25 protein-coding genes are annotated in these 20,213 nt (G+C 70.2%); 13 read left to right on the plus strand and 12 right to left on the minus strand.

Annotated features, from left to right (window positions below; genetic code table 11):
• Positions 1-2 precede the first annotated feature (2 nt).
• The 4 genes from PSH25_RS31890 to PSH25_RS31905 all read right to left on the minus strand — a co-directional run bounded on the left by PSH25_RS31890 (position 3) and on the right by PSH25_RS31905 (position 2,312).
• Positions 3-446, minus strand: a complete 444-nt coding sequence (locus PSH25_RS31890) for a DUF5990 family protein (protein WP_238662595.1) — start codon at positions 444-446, stop codon at positions 3-5.
• 152 nt (positions 447-598) lie between these two features.
• Positions 599-934 (minus strand): TMEM175 family protein, encoded by a 336-nt coding sequence (locus PSH25_RS31895; protein ID WP_238662596.1) that lies wholly within the window; start codon positions 932-934, stop codon positions 599-601.
• 68 nt (positions 935-1,002) lie between these two features.
• On the minus strand, positions 1,003-1,773 hold the full coding sequence (locus PSH25_RS31900) for an MBL fold metallo-hydrolase (protein ID WP_238662597.1): 771 nt from the start codon (positions 1,771-1,773) through the stop codon (positions 1,003-1,005).
• A 68-nt stretch (positions 1,774-1,841) separates the two neighbouring features.
• Positions 1,842-2,312, minus strand: coding sequence for a hypothetical protein (locus tag PSH25_RS31905; RefSeq protein WP_238662598.1), 471 nt, complete (start codon positions 2,310-2,312; stop codon positions 1,842-1,844).
• 157 nt (positions 2,313-2,469) lie between these two features.
• On the opposite strand from PSH25_RS31905, the gene PSH25_RS31910 reads away from it, so the two are divergent.
• The 3 genes from PSH25_RS31910 to bla all read left to right on the plus strand — a co-directional run bounded on the left by PSH25_RS31910 (position 2,470) and on the right by bla (position 6,912).
• Positions 2,470-3,171 carry a DUF4396 domain-containing protein gene (locus tag PSH25_RS31910; RefSeq protein ID WP_238662599.1) on the plus strand — a complete coding sequence of 234 codons (702 nt, stop codon included), beginning with the start codon at positions 2,470-2,472 and terminating at the stop codon, positions 3,169-3,171.
• Between the two features lie 169 nt (positions 3,172-3,340).
• Entirely contained in the window at positions 3,341-5,971 is a 2,631-nt protein-coding gene (rph, locus tag PSH25_RS31915) for a rifamycin-inactivating phosphotransferase (RefSeq protein ID WP_238662600.1), read from the plus strand.
• Positions 5,972-5,997: 26 nt separating this feature from the next.
• A complete protein-coding gene (bla, locus tag PSH25_RS31920; protein ID WP_238662601.1) occupies positions 5,998-6,912 on the plus strand; it encodes a class A beta-lactamase in 915 nt (304 codons plus the stop codon).
• Here bla and PSH25_RS31925 read toward each other — a convergent pair.
• The 4 genes from PSH25_RS31925 to PSH25_RS31940 form a co-directional block, all read right to left on the minus strand.
• The gene (locus tag PSH25_RS31925) at positions 6,872-8,263 is read right to left on the minus strand and encodes a hypothetical protein (RefSeq protein ID WP_238662602.1); all 1,392 of its coding nucleotides are present in this window, start codon (positions 8,261-8,263) and stop codon (positions 6,872-6,874) included. The genes bla and PSH25_RS31925 overlap by 41 nt on opposite strands.
• 14 nt (positions 8,264-8,277) lie before the next feature.
• On the minus strand, positions 8,278-8,658 hold the full coding sequence (locus PSH25_RS31930) for a Het-E N-terminal domain-containing protein (RefSeq protein WP_238662603.1): 381 nt from the start codon (positions 8,656-8,658) through the stop codon (positions 8,278-8,280).
• Between the two features lie 203 nt (positions 8,659-8,861).
• The gene (locus PSH25_RS31935; RefSeq protein WP_238662604.1) at positions 8,862-9,428 is read right to left on the minus strand and encodes a dihydrofolate reductase family protein; all 567 of its coding nucleotides are present in this window, start codon (positions 9,426-9,428) and stop codon (positions 8,862-8,864) included.
• Positions 9,429-9,467: 39 nt separating this feature from the next.
• A complete protein-coding gene (locus PSH25_RS31940; RefSeq protein ID WP_238662605.1) occupies positions 9,468-9,965 on the minus strand; it encodes a pyridoxamine 5'-phosphate oxidase family protein in 498 nt (165 codons plus the stop codon).
• A gap of 75 nt (positions 9,966-10,040) precedes the next feature.
• Between PSH25_RS31940 and PSH25_RS31945 the strand changes: the two genes are divergently transcribed.
• Positions 10,041-10,700 (plus strand): winged helix-turn-helix transcriptional regulator, encoded by a 660-nt coding sequence (locus PSH25_RS31945; protein WP_238662606.1) that lies wholly within the window; start codon positions 10,041-10,043, stop codon positions 10,698-10,700.
• 195 nt (positions 10,701-10,895) lie between these two features.
• Here the strand turns inward: PSH25_RS31945 and PSH25_RS31950 are convergent, their stop codons facing one another.
• Entirely contained in the window at positions 10,896-11,465 is a 570-nt protein-coding gene (locus PSH25_RS31950; protein WP_238662607.1) for a TetR/AcrR family transcriptional regulator, read from the minus strand.
• Between the two features lie 106 nt (positions 11,466-11,571).
• Here PSH25_RS31950 and PSH25_RS31955 point away from each other — a divergent pair, with 106 nt between their 5' ends.
• Positions 11,572-12,504 carry an NmrA family NAD(P)-binding protein gene (locus PSH25_RS31955; protein WP_238662608.1) on the plus strand — a complete coding sequence of 311 codons (933 nt, stop codon included), beginning with the start codon at positions 11,572-11,574 and terminating at the stop codon, positions 12,502-12,504.
• A gap of 27 nt (positions 12,505-12,531) precedes the next feature.
• Here PSH25_RS31955 and PSH25_RS31960 read toward each other — a convergent pair whose 3' ends face one another.
• On the minus strand, positions 12,532-12,987 hold the full coding sequence (locus tag PSH25_RS31960; protein WP_238662609.1) for a DUF3592 domain-containing protein: 456 nt from the start codon (positions 12,985-12,987) through the stop codon (positions 12,532-12,534).
• A gap of 148 nt (positions 12,988-13,135) precedes the next feature.
• On the opposite strand from PSH25_RS31960, the gene PSH25_RS31965 reads away from it, so the two are divergent.
• A complete protein-coding gene (locus tag PSH25_RS31965) occupies positions 13,136-13,531 on the plus strand; it encodes a hypothetical protein (RefSeq protein WP_238662610.1) in 396 nt (131 codons plus the stop codon).
• Positions 13,532-13,654: 123 nt separating this feature from the next.
• Here the strand turns inward: PSH25_RS31965 and PSH25_RS31970 are convergent, their stop codons facing one another.
• The gene (locus PSH25_RS31970; RefSeq protein ID WP_238662611.1) at positions 13,655-14,551 is read right to left on the minus strand and encodes an SDR family NAD(P)-dependent oxidoreductase; all 897 of its coding nucleotides are present in this window, start codon (positions 14,549-14,551) and stop codon (positions 13,655-13,657) included.
• Positions 14,552-14,652: 101 nt separating this feature from the next.
• On the opposite strand from PSH25_RS31970, the gene PSH25_RS31975 reads away from it, so the two are divergent.
• Positions 14,653-15,318: a TetR/AcrR family transcriptional regulator gene (locus PSH25_RS31975; RefSeq protein WP_238662612.1), complete on the plus strand. Its 666-nt coding sequence runs from the start codon at positions 14,653-14,655 to the stop codon at positions 15,316-15,318.
• A gap of 150 nt (positions 15,319-15,468) precedes the next feature.
• Here PSH25_RS31975 and PSH25_RS31980 read toward each other — a convergent pair whose 3' ends face one another.
• Entirely contained in the window at positions 15,469-15,936 is a 468-nt protein-coding gene (locus tag PSH25_RS31980) for a hypothetical protein (protein WP_238662613.1), read from the minus strand.
• Between the two features lie 19 nt (positions 15,937-15,955).
• On the opposite strand from PSH25_RS31980, the gene PSH25_RS31985 reads away from it, so the two are divergent.
• The 6 genes from PSH25_RS31985 to PSH25_RS32010 all read left to right on the plus strand — a co-directional run bounded on the left by PSH25_RS31985 (position 15,956) and on the right by PSH25_RS32010 (position 20,212).
• A complete protein-coding gene (locus PSH25_RS31985) occupies positions 15,956-17,029 on the plus strand; it encodes a glycoside hydrolase family 43 protein (protein WP_238662614.1) in 1,074 nt (357 codons plus the stop codon).
• Between the two features lie 308 nt (positions 17,030-17,337).
• Entirely contained in the window at positions 17,338-17,715 is a 378-nt protein-coding gene (locus PSH25_RS31990) for a DUF2089 domain-containing protein (RefSeq protein ID WP_238662615.1), read from the plus strand.
• On the plus strand, positions 17,715-17,972 hold the full coding sequence (locus PSH25_RS31995; RefSeq protein WP_238662616.1) for a hypothetical protein: 258 nt from the start codon (positions 17,715-17,717) through the stop codon (positions 17,970-17,972). The genes PSH25_RS31990 and PSH25_RS31995 overlap by 1 nt, the downstream gene beginning before the upstream one ends.
• A gap of 11 nt (positions 17,973-17,983) precedes the next feature.
• A complete protein-coding gene (locus tag PSH25_RS32000) occupies positions 17,984-18,406 on the plus strand; it encodes an SHOCT-like domain-containing protein (RefSeq protein ID WP_238662617.1) in 423 nt (140 codons plus the stop codon).
• 388 nt (positions 18,407-18,794) lie between these two features.
• Complete coding sequence (locus PSH25_RS32005) at positions 18,795-19,262, plus strand: peptidase inhibitor family I36 protein (protein WP_238662618.1); 468 nt, start codon at positions 18,795-18,797, stop codon at positions 19,260-19,262.
• Positions 19,263-19,459: 197 nt separating this feature from the next.
• The gene (locus tag PSH25_RS32010; RefSeq protein WP_238662619.1) at positions 19,460-20,212 is read left to right on the plus strand and encodes a hypothetical protein; all 753 of its coding nucleotides are present in this window, start codon (positions 19,460-19,462) and stop codon (positions 20,210-20,212) included.
• Position 20,213 lies beyond the last annotated feature (1 nt).

Consider the following 20,213-nt stretch of genomic DNA (forward strand, 5'->3'; position numbering starts at 1 on the left):
GCTCACTCCACCGCCCACGCGATGGCGGGCGGGTGCACCCGAGCGCAGATCGGCTCACCGGCGGCATCGGTCAACCCGACCCGGCCAACCAGCGTCCCGCTACCCTCGTGAGCGGCACGCAGCAGCTCGGTCGGCACGTCGGTGAACATCAACTTCGCTCGTCGGAACATGGCGAAGCCGTCCTGGTTCACCGCACCCCAACTCAGATACAGAAAACGTGCCCCGGGACGGCCGTGCACCCAGGGGCCGCCGACATCGAGCGCTCCGTCGATATCGCGGCTGGACACCTCGAAGGACCAGGTGGCGCTGGCCGCGTCGGCCGGCACCTGGTCGACCACCTCGGCCTTGCGCTGGACCCCGACGTGCACGTTGCCCAGCCGCAAGGCGTCGGCCTCCGCACCGGGCCGCTGACCTGGGAAATCGGTGCCGTCGATCCTGATCCGCATGCCGCCGACTCTAGTCAGTCGGCCGGTTGCGCGGCGGTGTCGTGCTCGCCGTACTTGCCGCGGATGGGCAGGTAGTAGGCGGGCAGGAAGGCGGCAATGATGGCGACGCCGGCGATCGGCACGAACGCGCCGACGAGGATGCCGGAGCCGATTCAGAGCAGCGAGGCGAACCGGCGGCCGATGGCCCGAGCGCCGAAGGGACCGAGGCCGGGGTCCAGCAGTTCGGCGCGCCGCAGGTGGGCCCACACGATGTTGAAGAGGGCCGCCGCCGTCCACAGTGTGCTGCCGTAGACGACGACCGACGCCCGCAGCCCCTGCTCCGCCCGCAACGCGTCGGCGAGCAGTGACGTGGAGAACGTGTACGCCAGGTACGAGGGCCACAGCGCACCGAGCCCCTGGACGAGGTTGCCGAAGTCGTGGGGCGGTTGGATCTCCAGCACGAGGAGCGTCACGGCGATCGCGAAGACACCGTCGCTGAATGCCAGCAACCGGCCCGGGCTACGGGTGAGCCGCGACGTTTCCCTCTTGGGAGGCACGTCGCAAATGATGCTATATATCAGCTTTCATTATGGGCAGCGCTGGCGGCCGTCCTGCGTAGGTAGGTCTCGGCCAACTGGCGAAGGCGGGCCCTGTCGAAGCTGTCGCCGTGGCCAGGATGGACGACGGACACGTCGAGGTCGACGAGAAACTCCATGCTTCGCCGGTACGCAGCCACGTCGGAGTTCGGCAGATCGTCGATCAGGGCACCCTCGTAGATGATGTCGCCGGAGTACAGGGTCCCGGTGCGCTCCTCCAGCAGGGCGATGCTTCCCGGCGTGTGGCCGGGAAGGTGCAGCACGGTCAGCACTCGCCCGCCCAGGTCGACCCGGTCACCGTCGTCGAGCAGGCGGTTCAGGGTCACGGGTGCGACGCGGTAGGCAGCCGGGTCGTAACCGGGATCGGGCAAAACGTCGATCATGAGCTCCGGGACGGCTTCCCCGGCGGCGTCGATCCCCAGTTTGTCGAAGAGTTCCGCGCCGTACAGGCTCGCCGGTACGCCCGCCGCAAGGATCTCCGCTTCAGCGGGGTGGGCGGCCCGGTCACCGAACTCCGGCGCCCCGCCGACGTGATCCAGGTGCGCGTGGGTGAGCACGACCAGCGGATCGCGCTCGAACAGGCCCGGAATCGCCTCCCGCACGGCGACGACGCCCAGCCCGGCGTCGATCACGATGTCCCGATCGTTGCCCCGCAGCCACCAGAAGTTCGCCGACAGCAGTTCGTTGACGTGCGGTTCCGAGATCCGGACGACGTCGCCGTCCACTTCGGCCCGCGTGTACCAGTCGACCATGTCCGAGAGTGTGCCAGCGCGGCGATGCCGCTTCGACCCCGCGAATCAGGCTCCGGGGCAGGGAAGAATCAGGTGATCGCGAAGAGACGGTCAGCGGGGTCCACGACGGCGGCCAGCACCGCGCCCGGCACGAGCGCCGGATCGTCCCCGCGGATCGTGTCCGCCTCGAACGGGGTGAACCCCGGCCCACTGATCCGCACGCGGAGCTCCAGCCCGGGGTTCTCGCCGTCCAGGTGGTTCGCCACCTGAAGAACCTCCGCCGTCGCGGCGACGCCAGCCGCGGCCAGTCGACGCGAGTCGCGGCGCGAACGGGCCACCACCCGCCAGCCGAAGACGCCGAACCCGACACCGATGGCTGTCGCCAGGACGCCACCGCCCAGCAGACCCCAGAAGTCGCTGGACGATCGCGGTGGGTCCAGCGTCACGGCGGCGACGAGCAGGACCGGTCCGGGTAGGCAGATGGCCAGGAACACGAATCGGCTGAGCAGCGCGCCGATCGGACCGACGCGCGCTTCCGCTTCCCGAGGGGCACTGGTCACCCTCGCACAGTAAGGCAGCGGCCGGCCGGTTCACTCCACCGTCCGGGCGAGGCCGGGGAGGGTGAATCCGTCCGCGTCGGGCCCGCAGGAACGCCCGATCCGCCGATCTGAACGAGTACGACATGAAAGACTCGCCCGGCGTGCGGAAGGGACGGGAATGCAACCAACCTGGCTCTTGGCGCTCTCCTGGGCGTCGCTCGCGGTCGGCGTCGTCAGCCTCGCGATCGTCGTTGTCGACACGTACTTTCGGGGGCACCGTCAGCCGGTCCGGGTCATGGAGATCGTCTGGCTGGTGACCGTCCTCTACATCGGCCCGGCCGCCGTCCGCCTCTACTGGAACTGGGGCAGACCCGAGGCGCTCTCTCGACGGCGGCAGGAGGGTCAACCTCGCCGGCCCCGCCGGGGCATCGTCGTCACCCACGTGTCCCGCTGCGGCGCCCACTGCGCCCTCGGCTTCATCGTCGCCGAGGTCGCCCTGTACGCCGTGAGATTCGACCCGGCCGAGGACCCGCTGTGGGTCGACTACGCCGGCGACTACCTGATGGCGGTGACGATCGCCGTGCTCTTCCGGTACTTCGCCGGGCCGAGTCGCAGCCTCGCGAAGGTCTGGCACGCGCTGTCGAACGTCGGCCGGATCGAGCTGCTGACCATCACCGCGTTCGAGGTGGCGCTGTTCGTGTGGCTGACGCTCGCGCATCGCGTGGTCTTTCCGGAGCCGCCCCTGCGACCCGACAGCCCGACGTTCTGGTTCGCCGGCCAACTCGGGCTGATAGCCGGCTTCCTCGCGGCCTGGCCGACCGCCTCCTGGCAGCTCGGCCGGGGGCTGAGAATCGAGCCGCGCCGACTCCCCTACGACTGAGAGGGCCCGGCCGCCCCCACAAAAACAAGCGGCAAGGAGATCACTCTCCCTGCCACTTCTAACATATATCGCACCTGGGGGCTTGCCGCAAGACCCCGGTCGTGGCGCACAATCGGCGGCCGGACCAGCACGAACGAGGTAACGGGGGCGCGACGTGAGTGTGTTGTCGATGGACGGGGACCCCGGCGACCGGGCACCGCTGGTGGATCTTCGAGAGGTCGACGAGAGTCAGGTGTCCGTGGTCGGCGGCAAGGCCGCGCACCTGGGCGCGCTGTCCCGGATCGACGGCATCCGGGTGCCGGCCGGGTTCTGCGTGACGACGGCCGCCTTCCGGCGGGTCATGGCGGAGGTACCGGCGATCGACGACCGGCTCGATCAGCTGTCGCGCCTGAGCCCGGATGACCGGGAGGCGATTCGCACGCTCAGCGCGGAGATCCGCCGCAGCGTCGAGCAGACCGCGATACCGGACGACCTGGCTGCCGCGATCACCGGCGCGCTCGCCCGGTTCGGCGAGCAGGCCGCCTACGCCGTGCGGTCCAGCGCGACGGCGGAGGACACGCCCACGGCGTCCTTCGCCGGCCAGCAGGACACCTACCTGAACGTGGTGGGGCCGGAGGCGGTCCTGCGGCACGTCAGCCGGTGCTGGGCGTCGCTGTTCACCGAGCGGGCCGTCATCTACCGCCTGCGCAACGGCATCGACCACCGAACCGTCCAGATGGCTGTCGTCGTACAGCGGATGGTTTTTCCGGATGCCTCCGGCATCCTGTTCACGGCGGACCCGGTGACGGGCAACCGGAAGGTCGCGACCGTGGACGCCAGCTTCGGCCTCGGCGAGGCCCTGGTGTCCGGCCTGGTGAACCCGGACGTCTACACCGTGCGCGACGGGGAGGTCGTCGCCGGCACGGTCGCCACCAAGCAGCGTGCTGTCGCCGCCCTGCCGGGCGGCGGGACGCGGGAGGTGGCGATCGACCCGCAGCGGCAGGAGCAGCCGGCGTTGACGCAGGCCCAGGTGGTACGGCTCGTGCGGCTCGGGCGACGGATCGAGGCGCACTTCGGCAGCCCGCAGGACATCGAGTGGTGCCTGGTCGACGACGACTTCCAGATCGTGCAGAGCCGGCCGATCACCACGTTGTTCCCCATCCCGGCGGTCGCTGACCAGGAGAACCACGTCTTCCTTTCGGTCGGTCACCAGCAGATGATGACCGACGCCATGCGGCCGCTGGGGCTCTCCATGTGGCAGTTGACGGCAATGGCCCCGATGCTGGAGGCCGGCGGGAGGCTGTTCGTCGACGCCACCCGACTGCTGGCCTCCCCCGCCAGCCGCGCCGGCTTCCTCACGATGGCGGGGCGCGACGATCCCCTGATGAAGGACGCGCTGGAAACCCTCCTCGACCGCCGGGACTTCATTCCGACGCTCCCGGACGGCGGCGGTCCCGGGCACCCGACGACCGGCGGCGCGTCCACCTCGACCGAGACCGACCCGGCCGTCGTCACCGAGCTGATCGAGCGCAGCGGGGCGTCCATCGCCGCCCTGCGGCGCGACATCGCGACGGTGACCGGTCCGGCGCTGTTCGACTTCCTGTTGGAGGCCTTCCAGGAGCACAAGCGGGTCCTCGGCGATCCGCTGAACATGCAGGCGATCATGGCCGGCATGGAGGCCACCTGGTGGCTCAACGACCGGCTGCACGAGTGGCTGGGCGAGAAGAACGCCGCGGACACCCTCACCCTCTCCGCCCCCGGCAACGTCACGTCGGAGATGGGGCTGGCGCTGCTCGACGTCGCCGACGTGATCCGTCCGCATCCGGAGGTGGTGGCGTTCCTGCAGGGCGTCGCGGACAACGGCGTCGCGCACGACGACTTCCTCGACGAGCTGCCGAAGGTCCCGGGCGGGGCCGAGGCGCGTGACGCCATCGAGGCGTACCTCGACCGGTACGGCATGCGCTGCGTCGGCGAGATCGACATCACCAGGCCGCGGTGGAGCGAACGCCCCGGCACGCTGGTGCCCGTGCTTCTGGACAACGTCAAGCTCTTCGAGCCGGGCGCGGCCCGGCGGCGCTTCGAGCAGGGCGAACAGCAGGCGCGGCAGAAGGCGCAGGAGGTGTTGACGCGCCTGCGGGCGCTGCCGGACGGGGAGCAGAAGGCCGACGAGACCGCGCGGATGATCGACCGGGTGCGGGCCTTCATCGGCTATCGGGAGTACCCGAAGTACGACATCATCAGCCGCTACTACGCCTACAAGCAGGCCCTGCTGGCGGAGGCCGAGCGCCTGGTGCGGGCCGGCGTGCTCGCCGAGACCGAAGACGTCTTCTACCTCACGTTCCAGGAGTTCCACGAGGTCGCGCGCTCGCACCGGGTGGACGACGAGCTGGTCCGGCAGCGCCGGGAGGCGTTCCGGTCGTACCAGGCGCTCACCCCGCCCCGGGTGCTGACCTCCGACGGCGAGACCATCACCGGCGCGTACCGACGCGACGACGTGCCGGCCGGCGCCCTGGCCGGTGTGCCGGTCTCCGCCGGCACGGTCGAAGGACGCGCCCGCGTCATCCTCGACATGGCGCAGGCCGACCTCGAAGCGGGTGACATCCTCGTCACGGCCCACACGGACCCCAGTTGGACGCCCCTGTTCGTCGGCATCGCCGGACTGGTGACGGAGGTCGGCGGGTTGATGACGCACGGCGCGGTGATCGCACGGGAGTATGGTCTGCCGGCTGTGGTCAGCGTGTTGGACGCCACCCGGCTGATCCGTGACGGGCAGCGGATCCGCGTACACGGCAGTGACGGGTACGTCGAGATCCTGCCCTGACCGACGGCACCTCAGGAGGAACGACGATGGCGGTTCCGGTCCGACGGCTGACGACCGTGGTGGCCACGGCGGCGACAGTGGTGTCGTTGGCGGGGTGCGGCGGCGGGGACGCCACCGAGGCGCGGACGACGCCGAGCCCGGAGGCGACGCTCGCCCCGTCGCCGGCCGCCGATCAGAAGTTCCGGCAGTTGGAGGAGCAGTTCGGGGCGCGGTTGGGCATCTACGCCGTCGACACGGGCAGCGGCCGCACGGTGGAGTACCGCGCCGACGAGCGGTTCGCGTACGCCTCGACCTGGAAGGCGTTGGCCGCCGCCGAGGTGCTCGACGGCACCACCGACGCCCAGCTGGATCGGGTGGTGCGGTACTCGGAGCGGGACCTGGTGGCGCACTCCCCCGTGACGGAGAAGCACGTCGGCGAGGGCATGAGCCTGCGCGCCCTCGCCGACGCCGCCGTGCGCTACAGCGACAACACGGCCGGCAACCTGCTGCTGCGCCACCTCGGCGGGCCGGCGGGGTTCGAGTCGAAGTTGCGCGCGCTCGGCGACACGGTCACCGAGGCCGCCCGCTACGAGACCGCGCTGAACGAGGGAACACCGGGCGACAAGCGGGACACCAGCACCGCTCGGGCCCTGGCCGGCGACCTCCGGGCGTACACCGTGGGGGTTGCTCTGGAACCGGCGGACCGTGACGTGCTGCGCGGCTGGCTGCGGGGCAACACCACCGGCGCGGCGCTGGTCCGCGCGGGGGTGCCGGCCGGCTGGGTGGTCGGGGACAAGACCGGGACCGGAGGGTACGGCACCCGCAACGACATCGCGGTGCTCTGGCCGCCCGACCGGGCCCCGATCGTCCTCGCCGTGCTGTCCAGTCGCGACAGGAAGGACGCCACCCCCGACGACGCTCTCATCGCCCAGGCCGCCGAGGTGGTCGCCGCCCGGATCTGACCGGAGGGTCGCCCTCGGCGTTCACCTGCGCCCGGTGCCGTTCCTGCCACGGACCGACGGACTTCCTGGCGATGTGCAGACCCACTGCCCCGCAACCGAACGCGATCAGCACCAGGACGACGAGCGCCACCGCCTCCTCGAAGGACGGCACCGTTCCACCCACGCCGAGGGACCGTTCCAGCAGCCGGGCGTGACGGGCGTCGAGGTAGTCGGCCGCGCCCGCTCCGGCGAAGAAGCCCCCGGCCAGCGCCACGCTCACCCAGACCATCATGTCCCGGGGTGACGCCAGCCAGGCGGCGGGTGACCGCGGTGCCGCACCGTACGCGGCACCGAGCCGGTACGCGGCCGGCACGAGCCCGAGCATGGCCCCCAACCCGCCCACCACGATCTGGGCGCTCAGAATGCCCGCGACCCGCAGGTCGTACGAGGATGCCGCCACGAAGCCGAGGAGAACGAGGGCGCTCGTCCAACCGGCGACGAACACCAGCGCCCGCCACACGGCCGCCGCCCGGGCTGCCGGGGTGGTCCGCGCTGCCTCAGCGGACCGCCACTGGTCGGCCCGGAGCTGCGCGCGGCGACGGTCGACCTCGGCGCGTTGCCGCTCCGCCTCCCTGCGAGCGGCTGTCGCCTCCTGCTGGGCCTTCGCCGCCTCGTCTAGGAACCGCGACAGGAGGGCGGAGGTGCTCGCCTCGCGCAGCGGGTGACGCGGTGGCAGGTCGTCGGGGATCCGCCAGGAGAAGCCCGTACCGAGCACCACCCGCATCCCGACCAGATCGTCCGGCAACAGCGTCGCGAGACTCGACGTGTTGCGCCGATCGTCCAACCCGTCGACCACCAGCACCAACCGCTCGCCACGGCGTGCGCACGCTTCGCTCGCGTCGGCGTAGCGACCCAGCAGGTGCGCCCGCCGGGTCGACCGGGTCAGATGACCCGGCATCGATCCGCCGGTCAGCTCGACGAGCTGCTCAAGCACCACGTCGATGAACGCGTCGCGGTTCTCCCGCTCGGTCCGGCCGGCGGGCACGAAGCACGACACCACCCGCACGCCTGGCGGCGGGTGCAGCACGAACCAGGACAGCAGTGCCGTCATGCCGGAACCTGGGAACGCCTTCCACCACAGGTAGGTGTCCGGCCCGTCGCCCGTGCAGAAGGCCGCGAGCCGCGCGAGTTGGGGCTCCCGGTCCAGCAGCTCGGCCGGGGCGATTCGGCGGACCTCCGCGAGGTACGCGGACCGCACCACCGGGCCGTAATTGTTGTGCTGGACGTTGTTGTCGCCGATCTGCATGCCTCTGGCGTCGCGGGCGTCGACACCCCGCGAACGGCTGTCGCCCGGCTGGCCTTTGCCGCCCATCGGCCCGACCCGCCTCAGTTGAAGGTGTTGTGCTGGGTGTTGCTGCTGCCCAGCTGGACGCCCTGCGACCCGCGCAGGTCCACCGGACCGGTCTCGGTACGCCCGCCGGCCGCCTCAGCCCGTGCCAGCAGGTCCCGTGCGAGGCTGAGGATCTGCTCGTCCCGGTCGACGCCGGCGCGGACGACATCTTCGGCGAGCCGGACCTGCCAGACGGCCGAGGCACCCCCGTCGGCCTCCAACGCCTCCAACGCCTCCTGGCCGCGACCCGTCAGCCGGTGCCGTAGGGAACTCCGGAAGTTGACGGCGGCATCCCGGACCAGGGCGCTGGTCGCGTCGGTGACCCCCACCGTGGCACCCGCCGTTACGGCGGCGAGAAGCAGTTCCACACCCTCCACGCGTACCTCCGTCAGCCGATGAATGGCCCTATTGCACCATCCGGGCACCGCCGGGGGATGCCCCGGCCGGACGAGGCGGCGCGTCATCGGCCGTCGGACCGCGCCGTCCGAGCAGGTCACGAGGGTATGTCTGGTGCAGAGCACCGGTGATGTCCGGATGGCGACATCGGTTGCCCGGTGCCCGACCGCACCACCTGAGTTCGTCAGGCCGGGTGGTATTTCAGCAGGACGACCCCGGAGGCGAAGGGTTCGGCGGACACCAACTCCAGTCGTGCTGGCGGCTGACCACCGGCGAACAGCGGCTTGCCCTGGCGGAGGAACAGGGGATGCACCAGCAGGTGCAGCTCGTCGATGAGCCCGAGGTCGGCGAGGGACCGGACCAGGGTGAGGCTGCCGTAGACCACGATGTCGCCGCCGGGCCCGCGCTTGAGTTCGGTGATCTCGTCGGGGTCGAGACGGGTGAGCAGTCGGGTGTCCGTCCAGGTCGCGGTGTTGCCCGAGGCGGAGACGACGATCTTCTCCAGCGCGTCGAGGCGTTGGGCGTACCCCCGTACGTCGTCGGGCTGGTCGGGGTCCTGGGCGGTCTGCGGCCAGTGGCCGGCGAAGTCGGCGTGGGTGATCCGGCCCAGCATCAGGCTGCCGGCGTTGTCCACCAGGGCCCGCTCGTACTTCTGCAGGTGGTCGTCGACCAGGAGCCAGTCCATCTCGTCGTCGGGGCCGGCGACGAACCCGTCCAGCGAGGTCCACATCGACACGACAATCTTGCGCATCTCTCGTCCTCCGTGATGGTGTGGTGAACCCCGGGCTGGTTATTGGCCGCCGCTGAGCGCGGCTCGGACGGGTTCCGGTGTACGAGCCGGGAATCGCCCCTGGAAGTCGACGACTCCGACCCAGGTGGGGCGCAGGCCGATCCGGACCATCCGCAGGCCAGGCTTGTCGATCGCGGTGAGGTAGGCGTTGCCCACCTCGTCGCCCATCCCCGCGCGCTGGATGGTGGCGTACTCCGGCAGGACGCCCTCGACCTCCGCCAGGGTGACCGTCCCGCGCAGCATGAGCACCTCGGGAAGGCCGTCCGCGGTGTCGATGCAGACCGCCACGTCCGGTCGGGCGCTCAGGTCACGGATCTTGTAGTTGCCGGCGAACGCGCCGACGACCAGCTCGTCGCCGGTCCAGAGGAAGTTCACCGGGATCAACCGCGGGGTGCCGTCCCGGCCGGTGTAGGCGAGGCGTGCCACCAGGGACGCGGCGAGCAGTCGTCGGGCCAACGGGGTGTCCAGCAGCTTCAAGTCACCTTGCGGCAGGCTCATGAGAGTTACGCTAGGGGGCTAACTCCTAAAGAACAAGTGGAACTCCTAAATTAGGATCCAGGTAGGGTGGACGTCATGAGCGGCATGCGTAGTTACGGAGATCCGTGCGGTGTCGCGCGTGGACTGGACATCATCGGCGAGCGGTGGGCGCTGCTGGTGGTACGCGACCTGCTGCTCGGCCCCCGGCGGTTCAACGACCTGCTCGGCGGCCTGCCCGGGGTGAGCCCCAACGTGCTGAGCCAGCGGCTGCGCCAGTTGACCGAGCACGGCGTGGTGCGACGGCGGGACCTGGGCCCACCGACGCGGGTCCACCTCTACGAGCTCACCGAGTGGGGCCGCGCCCTGGAGCCGATCCTCCTCCAGTTCGGACGCTGGGGAAGCCAGTCCCCCCAGTCACCCGACGGCGCTCTCGGCGTCGACTCCCTGCTGCTCAGCATCAAGGCGGCCTTCGACCCGGCGCGAGCCCCGGAACTCGCCGGCAGCTACGCGTTCCACGTCGACGCCGACACGTACCTCGCCGACGTCGCCGACGAGACGGTGGAACTCCGGCGCGGCACGGCGTCCGACCCCGACGCGGCGCTCAGCACCGACATCGACACCCTCCGGGCCGTCTGCGGCGGGGAGATCACCATGGCGGCGGCGGAGGAGTCCGGCGCGCTGCGGCTCAGCGGCGACGAGGACGCCCAGCAACGCCTCACCGACCTGCTCCTAACCCCGTTCACCCCCGCACGCTGACGTCCACCCACCCCCTGACGCCCGCCCCGCCGGCCGGCCCGCCGGCCCTGGCCGTGGTCGATCATGGAGTTGTGGTGGGCCGCAAAAGCCGCGATGCATCCCCAAACCGGCACCACAACTCCATGATCGACCAAGGTCGGGGGCAGGGGCAGGGGCCGGGTCGGGGGCGGGGGCAGGGTCGGGGGTCAGGCGCGCTTACCCCTGCCCTGGGCTGATTCCTGCTACCGCCAGGTCGAGTAGTCGGGTCGCGGCGGCGGCGGGATCCGAGTGGTGCTCGGTGGCCAGGGCGATGCCGGTGATCAGCGCGAGCAGGTCGGTGATTGTCACGTCGGGTGCCACCGCGCCGACCGTCGCGGCCCGGCGTACGAGTGGTTCGCCCGCCTCGGTGAGCTGCGCGGTGGCGCAGTGCTCGTGCGCCTCGGTGGGGTTGGCCGTGCAGTCGCGGGTGAGCGCGATGGCCAGGCCTCTGATGGTGGCGACGTTCCCGTTGACGGCGGTGAGCCACTCCAGCAGCGCGGCCCGAGCGTCTGCGGCATCGGACAGCTCCCGAGCGCGGGCGCCGAGGTTCTCGATCACCCCGCGGAAGACCGCGTCCAGCAGTGCGTGGCGGCTCGGGAAGTGCCGGCGCACGGTGGCCGAGCCGACTCCGGCGATGCGGGCGATCTGCTCCAGGGACGCGTCGGCGCCGTGTGCGGCGATCTCCTGCTCGGCCACGGCCAGCAGGCGCGCGTAGTTGCGCCGGGCGTCCGCTCGCTGGGTGGACATGGCGTCACCTCAAGGTTTGCTAAGTGGCGGGGTCCGCCGTATCTTAGCGAAGGAGAAACGGCGGGCCCCGCCGTTTAGCGTTTGCCCCGCGACAGGAGACCCCCTCATGCCCACCGATTCCGCACCCGTCCTGGTCACCGGCGCCACCGGACGGCAGGGCGGTGCCACTGCCCGCGCCCTGCTCGCGGCCGGCGTACCCGTCCGGGCACTGGTCCGCGACCCCGCGACCGACCGCGCGCGGGCGGTCGAGGCCCTCGGCGCCGAACTGGTCACCGGCGACCTCGACGATCGCGACTCGCTGGTCCGGGCCGCGCACGGAGCACGGGCCGTCTTCTCGGTGCAGATGCCCGCGATGGACGGCAACACCATCAACTTCAACGGCGAGCTGACCCAGGGCGTCAACCTGATCGAAAGCGCGCTGGCCGCGGGGGTGCCGCAGTTCGTGCACACGTCCGTCAGCGGCGCCGGCCAGCACACCGAGGCGCCCGGCTGGGCCGAGGGCCGCTGGGCGACCCTGGAGCCCTACTACACCACCAAGGCCGGCATCCAGGATCGGGTACGCGCGGCGGGCTTCACGCACTGGACGCTCATCAAGCCGGGCTTCTTCATGGACAACTTCCTGCCCTCGGTGGCCTACCTGCTCCCCCGGGGCGTTTCCGGCGGCCTGGCGACGGTGATCAAGCCGCAGACCTCGCTCTCCCTCGTCGCGACCGACGACATCGGCCGCGCGGCCGCCGCGGCCATCGCCGAACCCGATCGGTTCCACGGGGTTGAGCTGGAGTTGGCGAGCGACCACCTGACGATGACGGAGATCGCGACGGCGCTCTCCGACGCCCTGGGCGCCGACCTGACCGCGCCGGACATGACCGAGGAGGAGGCGGTCGCCGCAGGCATGCCGGAGTGGGCCGGCATCTCCCACGAGCAGATGAACGTGGTCGGCCAACCCGCCCGCCCGGAGCACGCGCGAGCCCTCGGCATTCCCCTCACAAGTTTCGCAGCCTGGGCACGTCACCACCTGCCCGAGCCGTCGCAGTCATAGGGGCCCGCGACGGCCCAGCTCCGGAGATCAGCCCCGCCGGCGGCGCCGTTTGAGGAGCTCGCGGATGACGACTCGGAGCCCGCCGAGAGTGAGCGCCAACCCGGCGCCCGCCGGCAGAAACTCCAGGCCGCCTCGGGTCACCCACAGCCGGCCCTCCAGCGGGGCCTCCGGCGAATAGATGACCTTAACGGTGTCGCCGTCGCGGTCGAGGGAGCCGCTGGGGGTGACCTTGAAGGTGCTTGCGACCTGCCGCCCATCGGCGATGGCGTACTGGAACTCGTACCACGTCCCCTGGCGCTTCTCGCGCAGGGCCGATGGGTGTGAGCCGGTCAGCGTGCCCGTCGTGGTCACCTCCTGCGGGGAACCTCGGTCGTCCCAGATGAAGGTGACACCGAGGCCGGTCGCCAGCATCCCGACGATGATGATCGTCAGTGCGGCCCGGAACGTCGAGACACCTGAGGTGTCCCCGCGGAAGTCAGACATGGCCGAGAGGGTAGTCACGCGTCACAAGACCATCTCGAGGGCGCAACACCACAGTCGAGGCCCGTGCCGACAAGCCAGATCGACTCGGGATTCGTGACGTGTGCAGGCTCGATCGCTCTCCGCTGGATTGCCCGCCGGTGGCACCATCGTGGCGGTGAACGTTCGTCGTTTGGCGGCCGTCGACATGTACGGCAGCCGAGGAACCACCCGCCGCCGGCGGATCATTCTGGCCGAGTTCCTCGTCGGTGTGGTTGTCATGGTGACGTGGGGCGTCTGGCTGCTGTCGTCCTCGAGCGGTCTCGGCAGCCGGGCGTTCGGCCTGTGGCTGACCGGCGCAGGTCTCAACTACGCACCGCTGTCCATGTACGCGCTCATGCTGATGCGACCCGGCGCCCTCGACGCCGAACTGGCTGGCGTCGACACCAACCGGGAACTGCGCCGCTATACCGTGCTCCAGCTATGGGTCTTCGTGCCGCTCTCGCTCGTCGTCTTCACCGTCCGCGACACGCTGGCCCGGCGGAGGGCGGGAACGACTTTTCCTTGACCACCTGACCGCCGCCACACCTCCCGCCGGGCCGCCGCCGTCGGTGATCGACCATCGTCGCCAACCCTTGCCCGCGCCCGGATCACGTGCCTGCCCTTGGCACGGTCACGCCGCGGCGGCTGCCTAACCCACCGGGAATCGCACGCCGGTGAGGTCCTCCGAGACGGCCCAGAGGCGTTGTTGCACCGTCACGTCGTAGGAGTCGGGGCTGGAAGTGACCAGCCTCGGGTAGCCGCGCGCCTCGGCCGTGCCGTCGGGGCCGTAGTACTGCCCGCCGAGGACGGACGGGTCGGTGGCGGCCCGCAGGGTGGGCAGTGCGCCCGCCGCCGCGGGCTGGGTGATCACCGGGGCGAGCCAGGTGAGCGGTCGGCGGACGACGGCCGGGGCGTTGCGGGCCAGTTCGGTGTTGGAGATGCCAGGGTGTGCGGCCACCGCGGCGGTGGTGCCGTGCGCGGCGAGTCGGCGCTGCAACTCATAGGTGAACATCAGGTTGGCGAGCTTCGACTGGCCGTAGGCGGCGACCCGGCCGTAGGACCGTTCCCATTGCAGGTCGTCGAAGTGGATGGCGGCGCGGATGCGGTGGCCGGTGCTGCTGACGGTGACCACCCGGGAGCCGGGCACGGGCAGCAGCAGGTCAAGCAGCAGGCCGGTGAGCGCGAAGTGGCCCAGGTGGTTGGTGCCGAACTGCATCTCGAAGCCGTCACGGGTGGTCTGCCTCGGGGTGTACATCACGCCGGCGTTGTTGATCAGCAGGTCGATCCGCGGGTGGGTGGCGCGCAGGCCCGCCGCGGCGGCGCGTACCGATTCCAGCGAGGTCAGGTCCAGTTCCCGCACGGAGACGTCGCCGTTGATCCGGGCGGCGGCCAGCCTGCCCTTCTCGGTGTCGCGTACGGCCAGCACGACCGACGCGCCGCGCTCGGCAAGCTGGCGGGCGGTCTCGAATCCCAGCCCGGTGTTGGCACCGGTGACCACGGCCACCCGGCCGTCCTGGCGCGGAATCTGCTGCTCGGTCCACTTCATCTCGGTCCCCTTAATGTACCGCCGGTAGCTTATGCCAGAACCGTAAGGTACCGGCGGTACCCTGTCAAGGGACCGCCGGTACCTAAGCTAGGGTTGGCGACATGACGTTCCAGCGGGCGCGCAGCGAGGAGCAGCGTGAGGTCCGGCGCCGGGCCATCCTGGAGACGACCTCGGCGATGCTCGACGAGATGTCGGTGGCCGAGGTGACCCTGAACGAGCTGAGCCGGCGGGTCGGCCTGGCCAAGACGGCGGTGCTGCGCTACTTCGAGTCCCGCGAGGCGGTCCTGCTCGACCTGATGGACGACCGGACGACGACCTGGCTGGCCGAGCTGGACCAGGAGCTGGCCCACGGTGTCGACCTGAGCCGGCCGACGAGGGAACGGGCGGAGCAGACGGCCGACGTACTCAGCCGGTCGCTCGCCGCCCAGACGGTGCTCTGCGATCTCTTCGGCGCGCAGGGCGGGGTGCTCGAGCACAACGTCTCGGTCGAGGCGGTCCGCCGGCACAAGCGGGCCGCACTGGGCAACCTCGCGGTGATGGCCGGCCTCGTCCGGCGGCACCTGCCCGAGCTCGGCGACAACGCCGAGCTGTTCTGCCTGAACACCTTGATCATGGGTGGCGCGCTGTCCGCCTACACCTCACCGCCGCCGAGCCTGCTCGCCGTCTACGAGTCCGAGCCGGCGCTCGCGGTCCACCATGTCGACCTACGGACAGCCCTGCGGCTCGCGATCATCACGTCGCTCGTCGGCATACTGCCGCGCTCCTGAGTCGGGAAGTCTCTCGTCACTGCTCGAACCACTCCCCCACCTGCTGCTGCACAGCGACGGGTGATCGTTGCCGGCTTTCCGCGCTCACGATCTTCGTGGTGATCGCTGTAGCCGACAGCCAACCCTGCCGACAGTTATGAAACGCCCCGGTCACCGCCCCTGGCGGGCGGCCTCGCCAGAGAGGGATCGCGGGTACCGGAGGGCGCTCAGCAGGGCGGTGACGACAGCAGCTACCAGCAAGATTCTCACCACGTGGAACACCACCGCGTCGCCCGTGGAGTCCGGCGGGAAGATGTCCTTGACGAGCAGGCCGACGCCCAATCCCAGCCCCACGCAGGCATGCGTCGCGGCCCGCAGGCGTGGAAGGGGCTGTTGGCGGCCGAAGATCCGGGGCACGGCCGTGCCCCCACGGCTCCTGACGAGCAGCACGGCGGCCATGGCCAGGTTGGCCGCCGCGCACCCGACAGCCAAGACCACGTCCACGGGTTCCATGGGTCCGAACGCTAGCGCACCCATGCCCGCCAGCGACTGCCAGATCCGAGGCCGGCTCGCGGAAACACTGTGGAACAGCAACGCCTGCCCTAATCTATGGGTGTCGATTTCTGCCTCCAGCTCCATCCGAGGAGAGGAGCCCCTCGTGAACGTCGGTAGCCGAACCCTTCCGCGACTCCTCTCCTTCCTGCTGGCCATCGTGCTCGCCACCGGCCTGCCCCTACTCGGCGCCGCGCCTGCGGCGGCCGGGCAGACCAGCCTGCGAGCCGCCGACCCCAGCGTGATCCGCGTCGGCGGCACCTACATCTCCGTCCAGTCGGTCAACGGCGGGATCGCCGTGCGGCAGGCGGCCTCTCCCGACGCGCTGGCCGCCGCACCCGCGCGGCAGGTCTGGACGGACAGCCGCAACCTCGGTGAGGTCTGGGCCCCGGAGATCGTCACCGATGGCGGCCGGTACTACATCTACTTCTCGGCCGGGCGCGGCACCGCCCACCGCATGTACGCGATCCACTCGGCGTCACCGGCCAGCGGCTACACCGCCGAGCGGCAACTCGCGCTGCCCGACGGCAGGTGGGCCATCGACGGCAGCCTGTTCACCTTCAACGGGCAGCGGTGGTTCGTCTGGTCGGGTTGGGCCGGGGACACCAACGTCGAACAGAACATCTACCTCAGCCGGATGAGCGACCCGCTCACCCCGACCGGTGGCCGGTACGTCATCTCCCTACCACGGGAGAGCTGGGAGCGCGTCGTCGGCAACCCGTACATCAACGAGTCCCCCGAGGCGATCAGGGACCCTAACGGGCAGCTCCACATCGTCTACTCCGCCAACGGCAGCTGGAGCGACCAGTACTGCCTCGCCGACCTACGGCTGCGCGCCGGCGGCGACCCGACGTACGTGTGGGACTGGTACAAGTCGAACGGCTGCCTGTTCGGCTCGAACCGGGCCACCATGATGGCCGGCTGGGATCCCACCCTGCACGTGAACGGGCCTGGCCACCACAGCTTCGTGCTGCTCAACGGCGACATCGCCACCAGCCCACCCGCCGGGCCGAGGTTCCCGCTGATGTACCACGGGGTGCCCAAGGGCACCGCGTACTCCTGGGCGAACCGCTACTGGTACACCGGCACCTTCTGCTGGTGGGGCAACACCACCTACCGCCGCGCCAACGTGCCCGGCCCGACGACCGACACCGGGTTCAGCATCAAGTTCTTCGAGTGATCCGGACGTACATCCTGGCCCTTCGCCGGCTGCCGCCCGGCGCTCGGCAAGCAACACCCTTCGACCGCGGCGGGACCCCTTCGGGTCCCGCCGCGGTTTCGCATTCCCGGCCGACGGCGGGATCGACTCAGGCTTCTTGCGACCGACCTGCCCGAGGCGCCGGGGTCACCCGGCCTCCGTGAAGGTGAGTGGATCGTGCTCGACGCCGGCGTCGCAGCATGATTACTTTCATCACCCACGAGTGCGATCTTAAGAAAATTAAGATCAGCCTCTTTGAAGTTGAAGTTTTCTGAGTTACAAATTCAGGTATGACAGAGCAGGCGATGGACTGGCAGGAACTCACCAGCCTGACGCGAGGGCAGCCGTTCGTCGTCGAGCGGGTGCGCCTGGCGAGCAACGGCGTCGCGATCGAGGGTGAGTTCGAGCCACCGCAACTGGCTCAGCTCACCGTCGATGATCAGGTTTTCGTCACGGCGTTCGTGCGCTGCCACGGTTCGATCAAGGAGATGGAACGCATCTTCGGGGTGAGCTACCCGACGATCAAGTCACGGCTCAACCGGATCACGCAGATGCTCGACTTCGTCGAGACCGACCCGGCGCCCTCACGAGCCGACATCATCGACCGGTTGCGCCGCGGTGAGATCACCGCACAGCAGGCGTTGGCCGAGCTGGACCGCCGGACGTGATGCCGCAGTTGGTGACCGTCAAGGTCAACCGCCCGGACCGCCGGCCCATCCGCGTCTGGGTTCCGGTGCTCCCCGTGGTGCTCGTGCTCTTCCCGGTCGTGGTCCTGGTCGTGCTGGCGGCGATCGTGGCCTGCGTCGTGTTCCGCATCGGTGTGGTGCGGGCACTCGGCGCCGCCTGGCGTGTCATCTCCGCGCTGCGCGGCGCCCGCTTCGACATCGAGCAGGGCCGCCTGGCCGTGTTCGTGGCTATCCGATAGGAGAGGTTCGAATGACCGAACAACGCAGGGACATCCTCGACATGCTGGCCGCCGGCAAGATCACGGCCGAGGAGGCGGAGCAGCTCATCGCCGCGCTCGAACGGGACCACGCCCCGGCGACGGCGAGTCACGACGTCCGACCGAAGGGCAAGGTGAGGTACCTGAGGGTGATGGTGGACGCCACCGACAACGGCGAGCCGTCGCGGGTCAACGTGCGGGTGCCACTGCAACTGCTGCGGGCTGGCGTACGGCTGGCGGCGCTGGTCCCGCCGCAGGCCCTGGTCAAGGCCAATGCCTCACTCAGCGACTCGGGCGTGCCGATCGACCTGACGCAGCTCAAGCCCGAGCAGTTGGAGGCGCTCGTGGAGCACCTCGACGACATGACCGTGGAGGTGGATTCACCCGATGCCACCGTGCGGGTCTTCTGCGAGTAGGCGCCGTCCGATGGGACGGCCCCTCGAGAGGGTGCTGGAACACCCTCCCGAGGCTGCGCCCGCCGCAGCAGAGCACAGGTGAACTGCCAACCTGAAGTTTAGCCACTCACCAGCGAACCAACGGAGGGACCACTCGGACGAGTGGTCCCTCCGCGCCGTCCCCCGCCGCCCACCGACCACCCCCGCGCGGGCGCACCTGGGCGCCCCTTACCAAACCCCGGGCGGACCTCAGCGGCAGCCCGGGAAACGCCGGACAGGGTCGACATTCGAACTGGTTCGAATGTCTCGGCTACGCCGCTATCCCCGGGGTTGACTGACGCCGTCCACACCGGTGCCACCAGCACAATCACTCAGCTCCGGCAGAAGGATCCCCAAGCTAAGGAGACTCATGAAGCGACAAATCCTGGCGTTCTTCGGTGCGTTGGCGCTGGCGGCCGGCGGGCTCCTGGCCGTGGCCAGCCCGGCCCAGGCGGCGACGTCGCGCAACGGCGTGTGCGAGAGCGGCGAACTGTGCATGTGGCAGCACCCCGACCTGCGGGGCGGTCGCTACGACACCCTCTCGACCACTGCGAACTTCAATCAATGGTCGTTCGTAGCTGCCTGCACCTCGGACTGCTTGCTGCATGACAACGTCAGCTCGCTGCGCAACTACGACCCGGTGAATGCGGTCCGCCTCTTCGAGCACGAGAACTACCAGGGCCTCTACTTCTGGCGTCAGAAAGCCAACAGCGGCCAGTCCGACGAGGCCCTGAACCTGACGCTGGACCGCGACCAGAACGGGAACGACTGGAACGACCGATTCGACTCGTTCTGCTTTGTCTGGGCCGGCCAGCCGCAAACCCGCTGCCGCCCGTAGGACCGCATCGAGGGGCTCGCGTCGGCCGTGAGGTAGCGGGCGACGCGAGCCCCTCCACCCTGAGCGAGGTCTTCATGCCCACAATCCATAGGCAATTCGCGGCCCTGATGCTGGCCTGTCTGACCGTCGGTGCCGGGGCCGCCTGTGACCCGAGCGGGCCCGCGCAGCGGCCCGCCGGGCCATCACCGGTGGCGACCATGAGCCTTCCGTTGGACCGACTGTTTCCGTCCGGGGACGAGGACCTGCTTCTCCAGCGGGCCGAGGCGAAACTTGTCGTGGCCTGCATGCGCCGACTCGGCATTTCCTACCGGCCGCCGGAACCGCACCACACCGACCCGGCTGCCACCCGCGACGGGTTGTACGGCCTGGTGGAGCACGACAAGGCGCACCGCCTCGGTTACCACGCCGCACCCGGCGGTGAGGCGGCTGAGGACAAGCCTCCACCGCCTCCGGAAAAGACGGCGCTGGCGCTGACCGGCACCCGGTTCGGCACCGACGGACCCGAGCCGGCCGGCGGCCGGATCCCTGAGGGCGGCTGCCTCGGCGAGGCGAACCGGCGCCTGACCGAGGGCGCGCCACCGATCGGCGAATCGCTCCTGTACGACATGGCCCTGCGAGCCGGCCAACAGGCAGAGCAGGACATGCGCGTTCAGGCCGCCTTCCGGGCCTGGTCGACGTGCATGGCCGGCAAGGGGTTCGCCTACGCCGACCCATGGCAGGCCAACGACGACCCGAAGTGGAGCACCGACCACCCCAGCGACGTGGAGCGCCGGACCGCGGTGGCCGACGTAGGGTGCAAGGACAGCACAGACCTCGTGACGATCTGGCAGGCGGCGATGGTCGAGCACCAGCAGCGCACGATCGCGAGCCGCTCCGCCGACATCGAACGCTACGAGCAGGCCAAGAGCGTCCGACTCGCCAACGGCCGACGCGTGCTGGCGACGAGGTGAG

Source organism: Micromonospora foliorum (assembly GCF_022229015.1).
GTDB classification, from domain to species: Bacteria; Actinomycetota; Actinomycetes; order Mycobacteriales; family Micromonosporaceae; genus Micromonospora; species Micromonospora foliorum.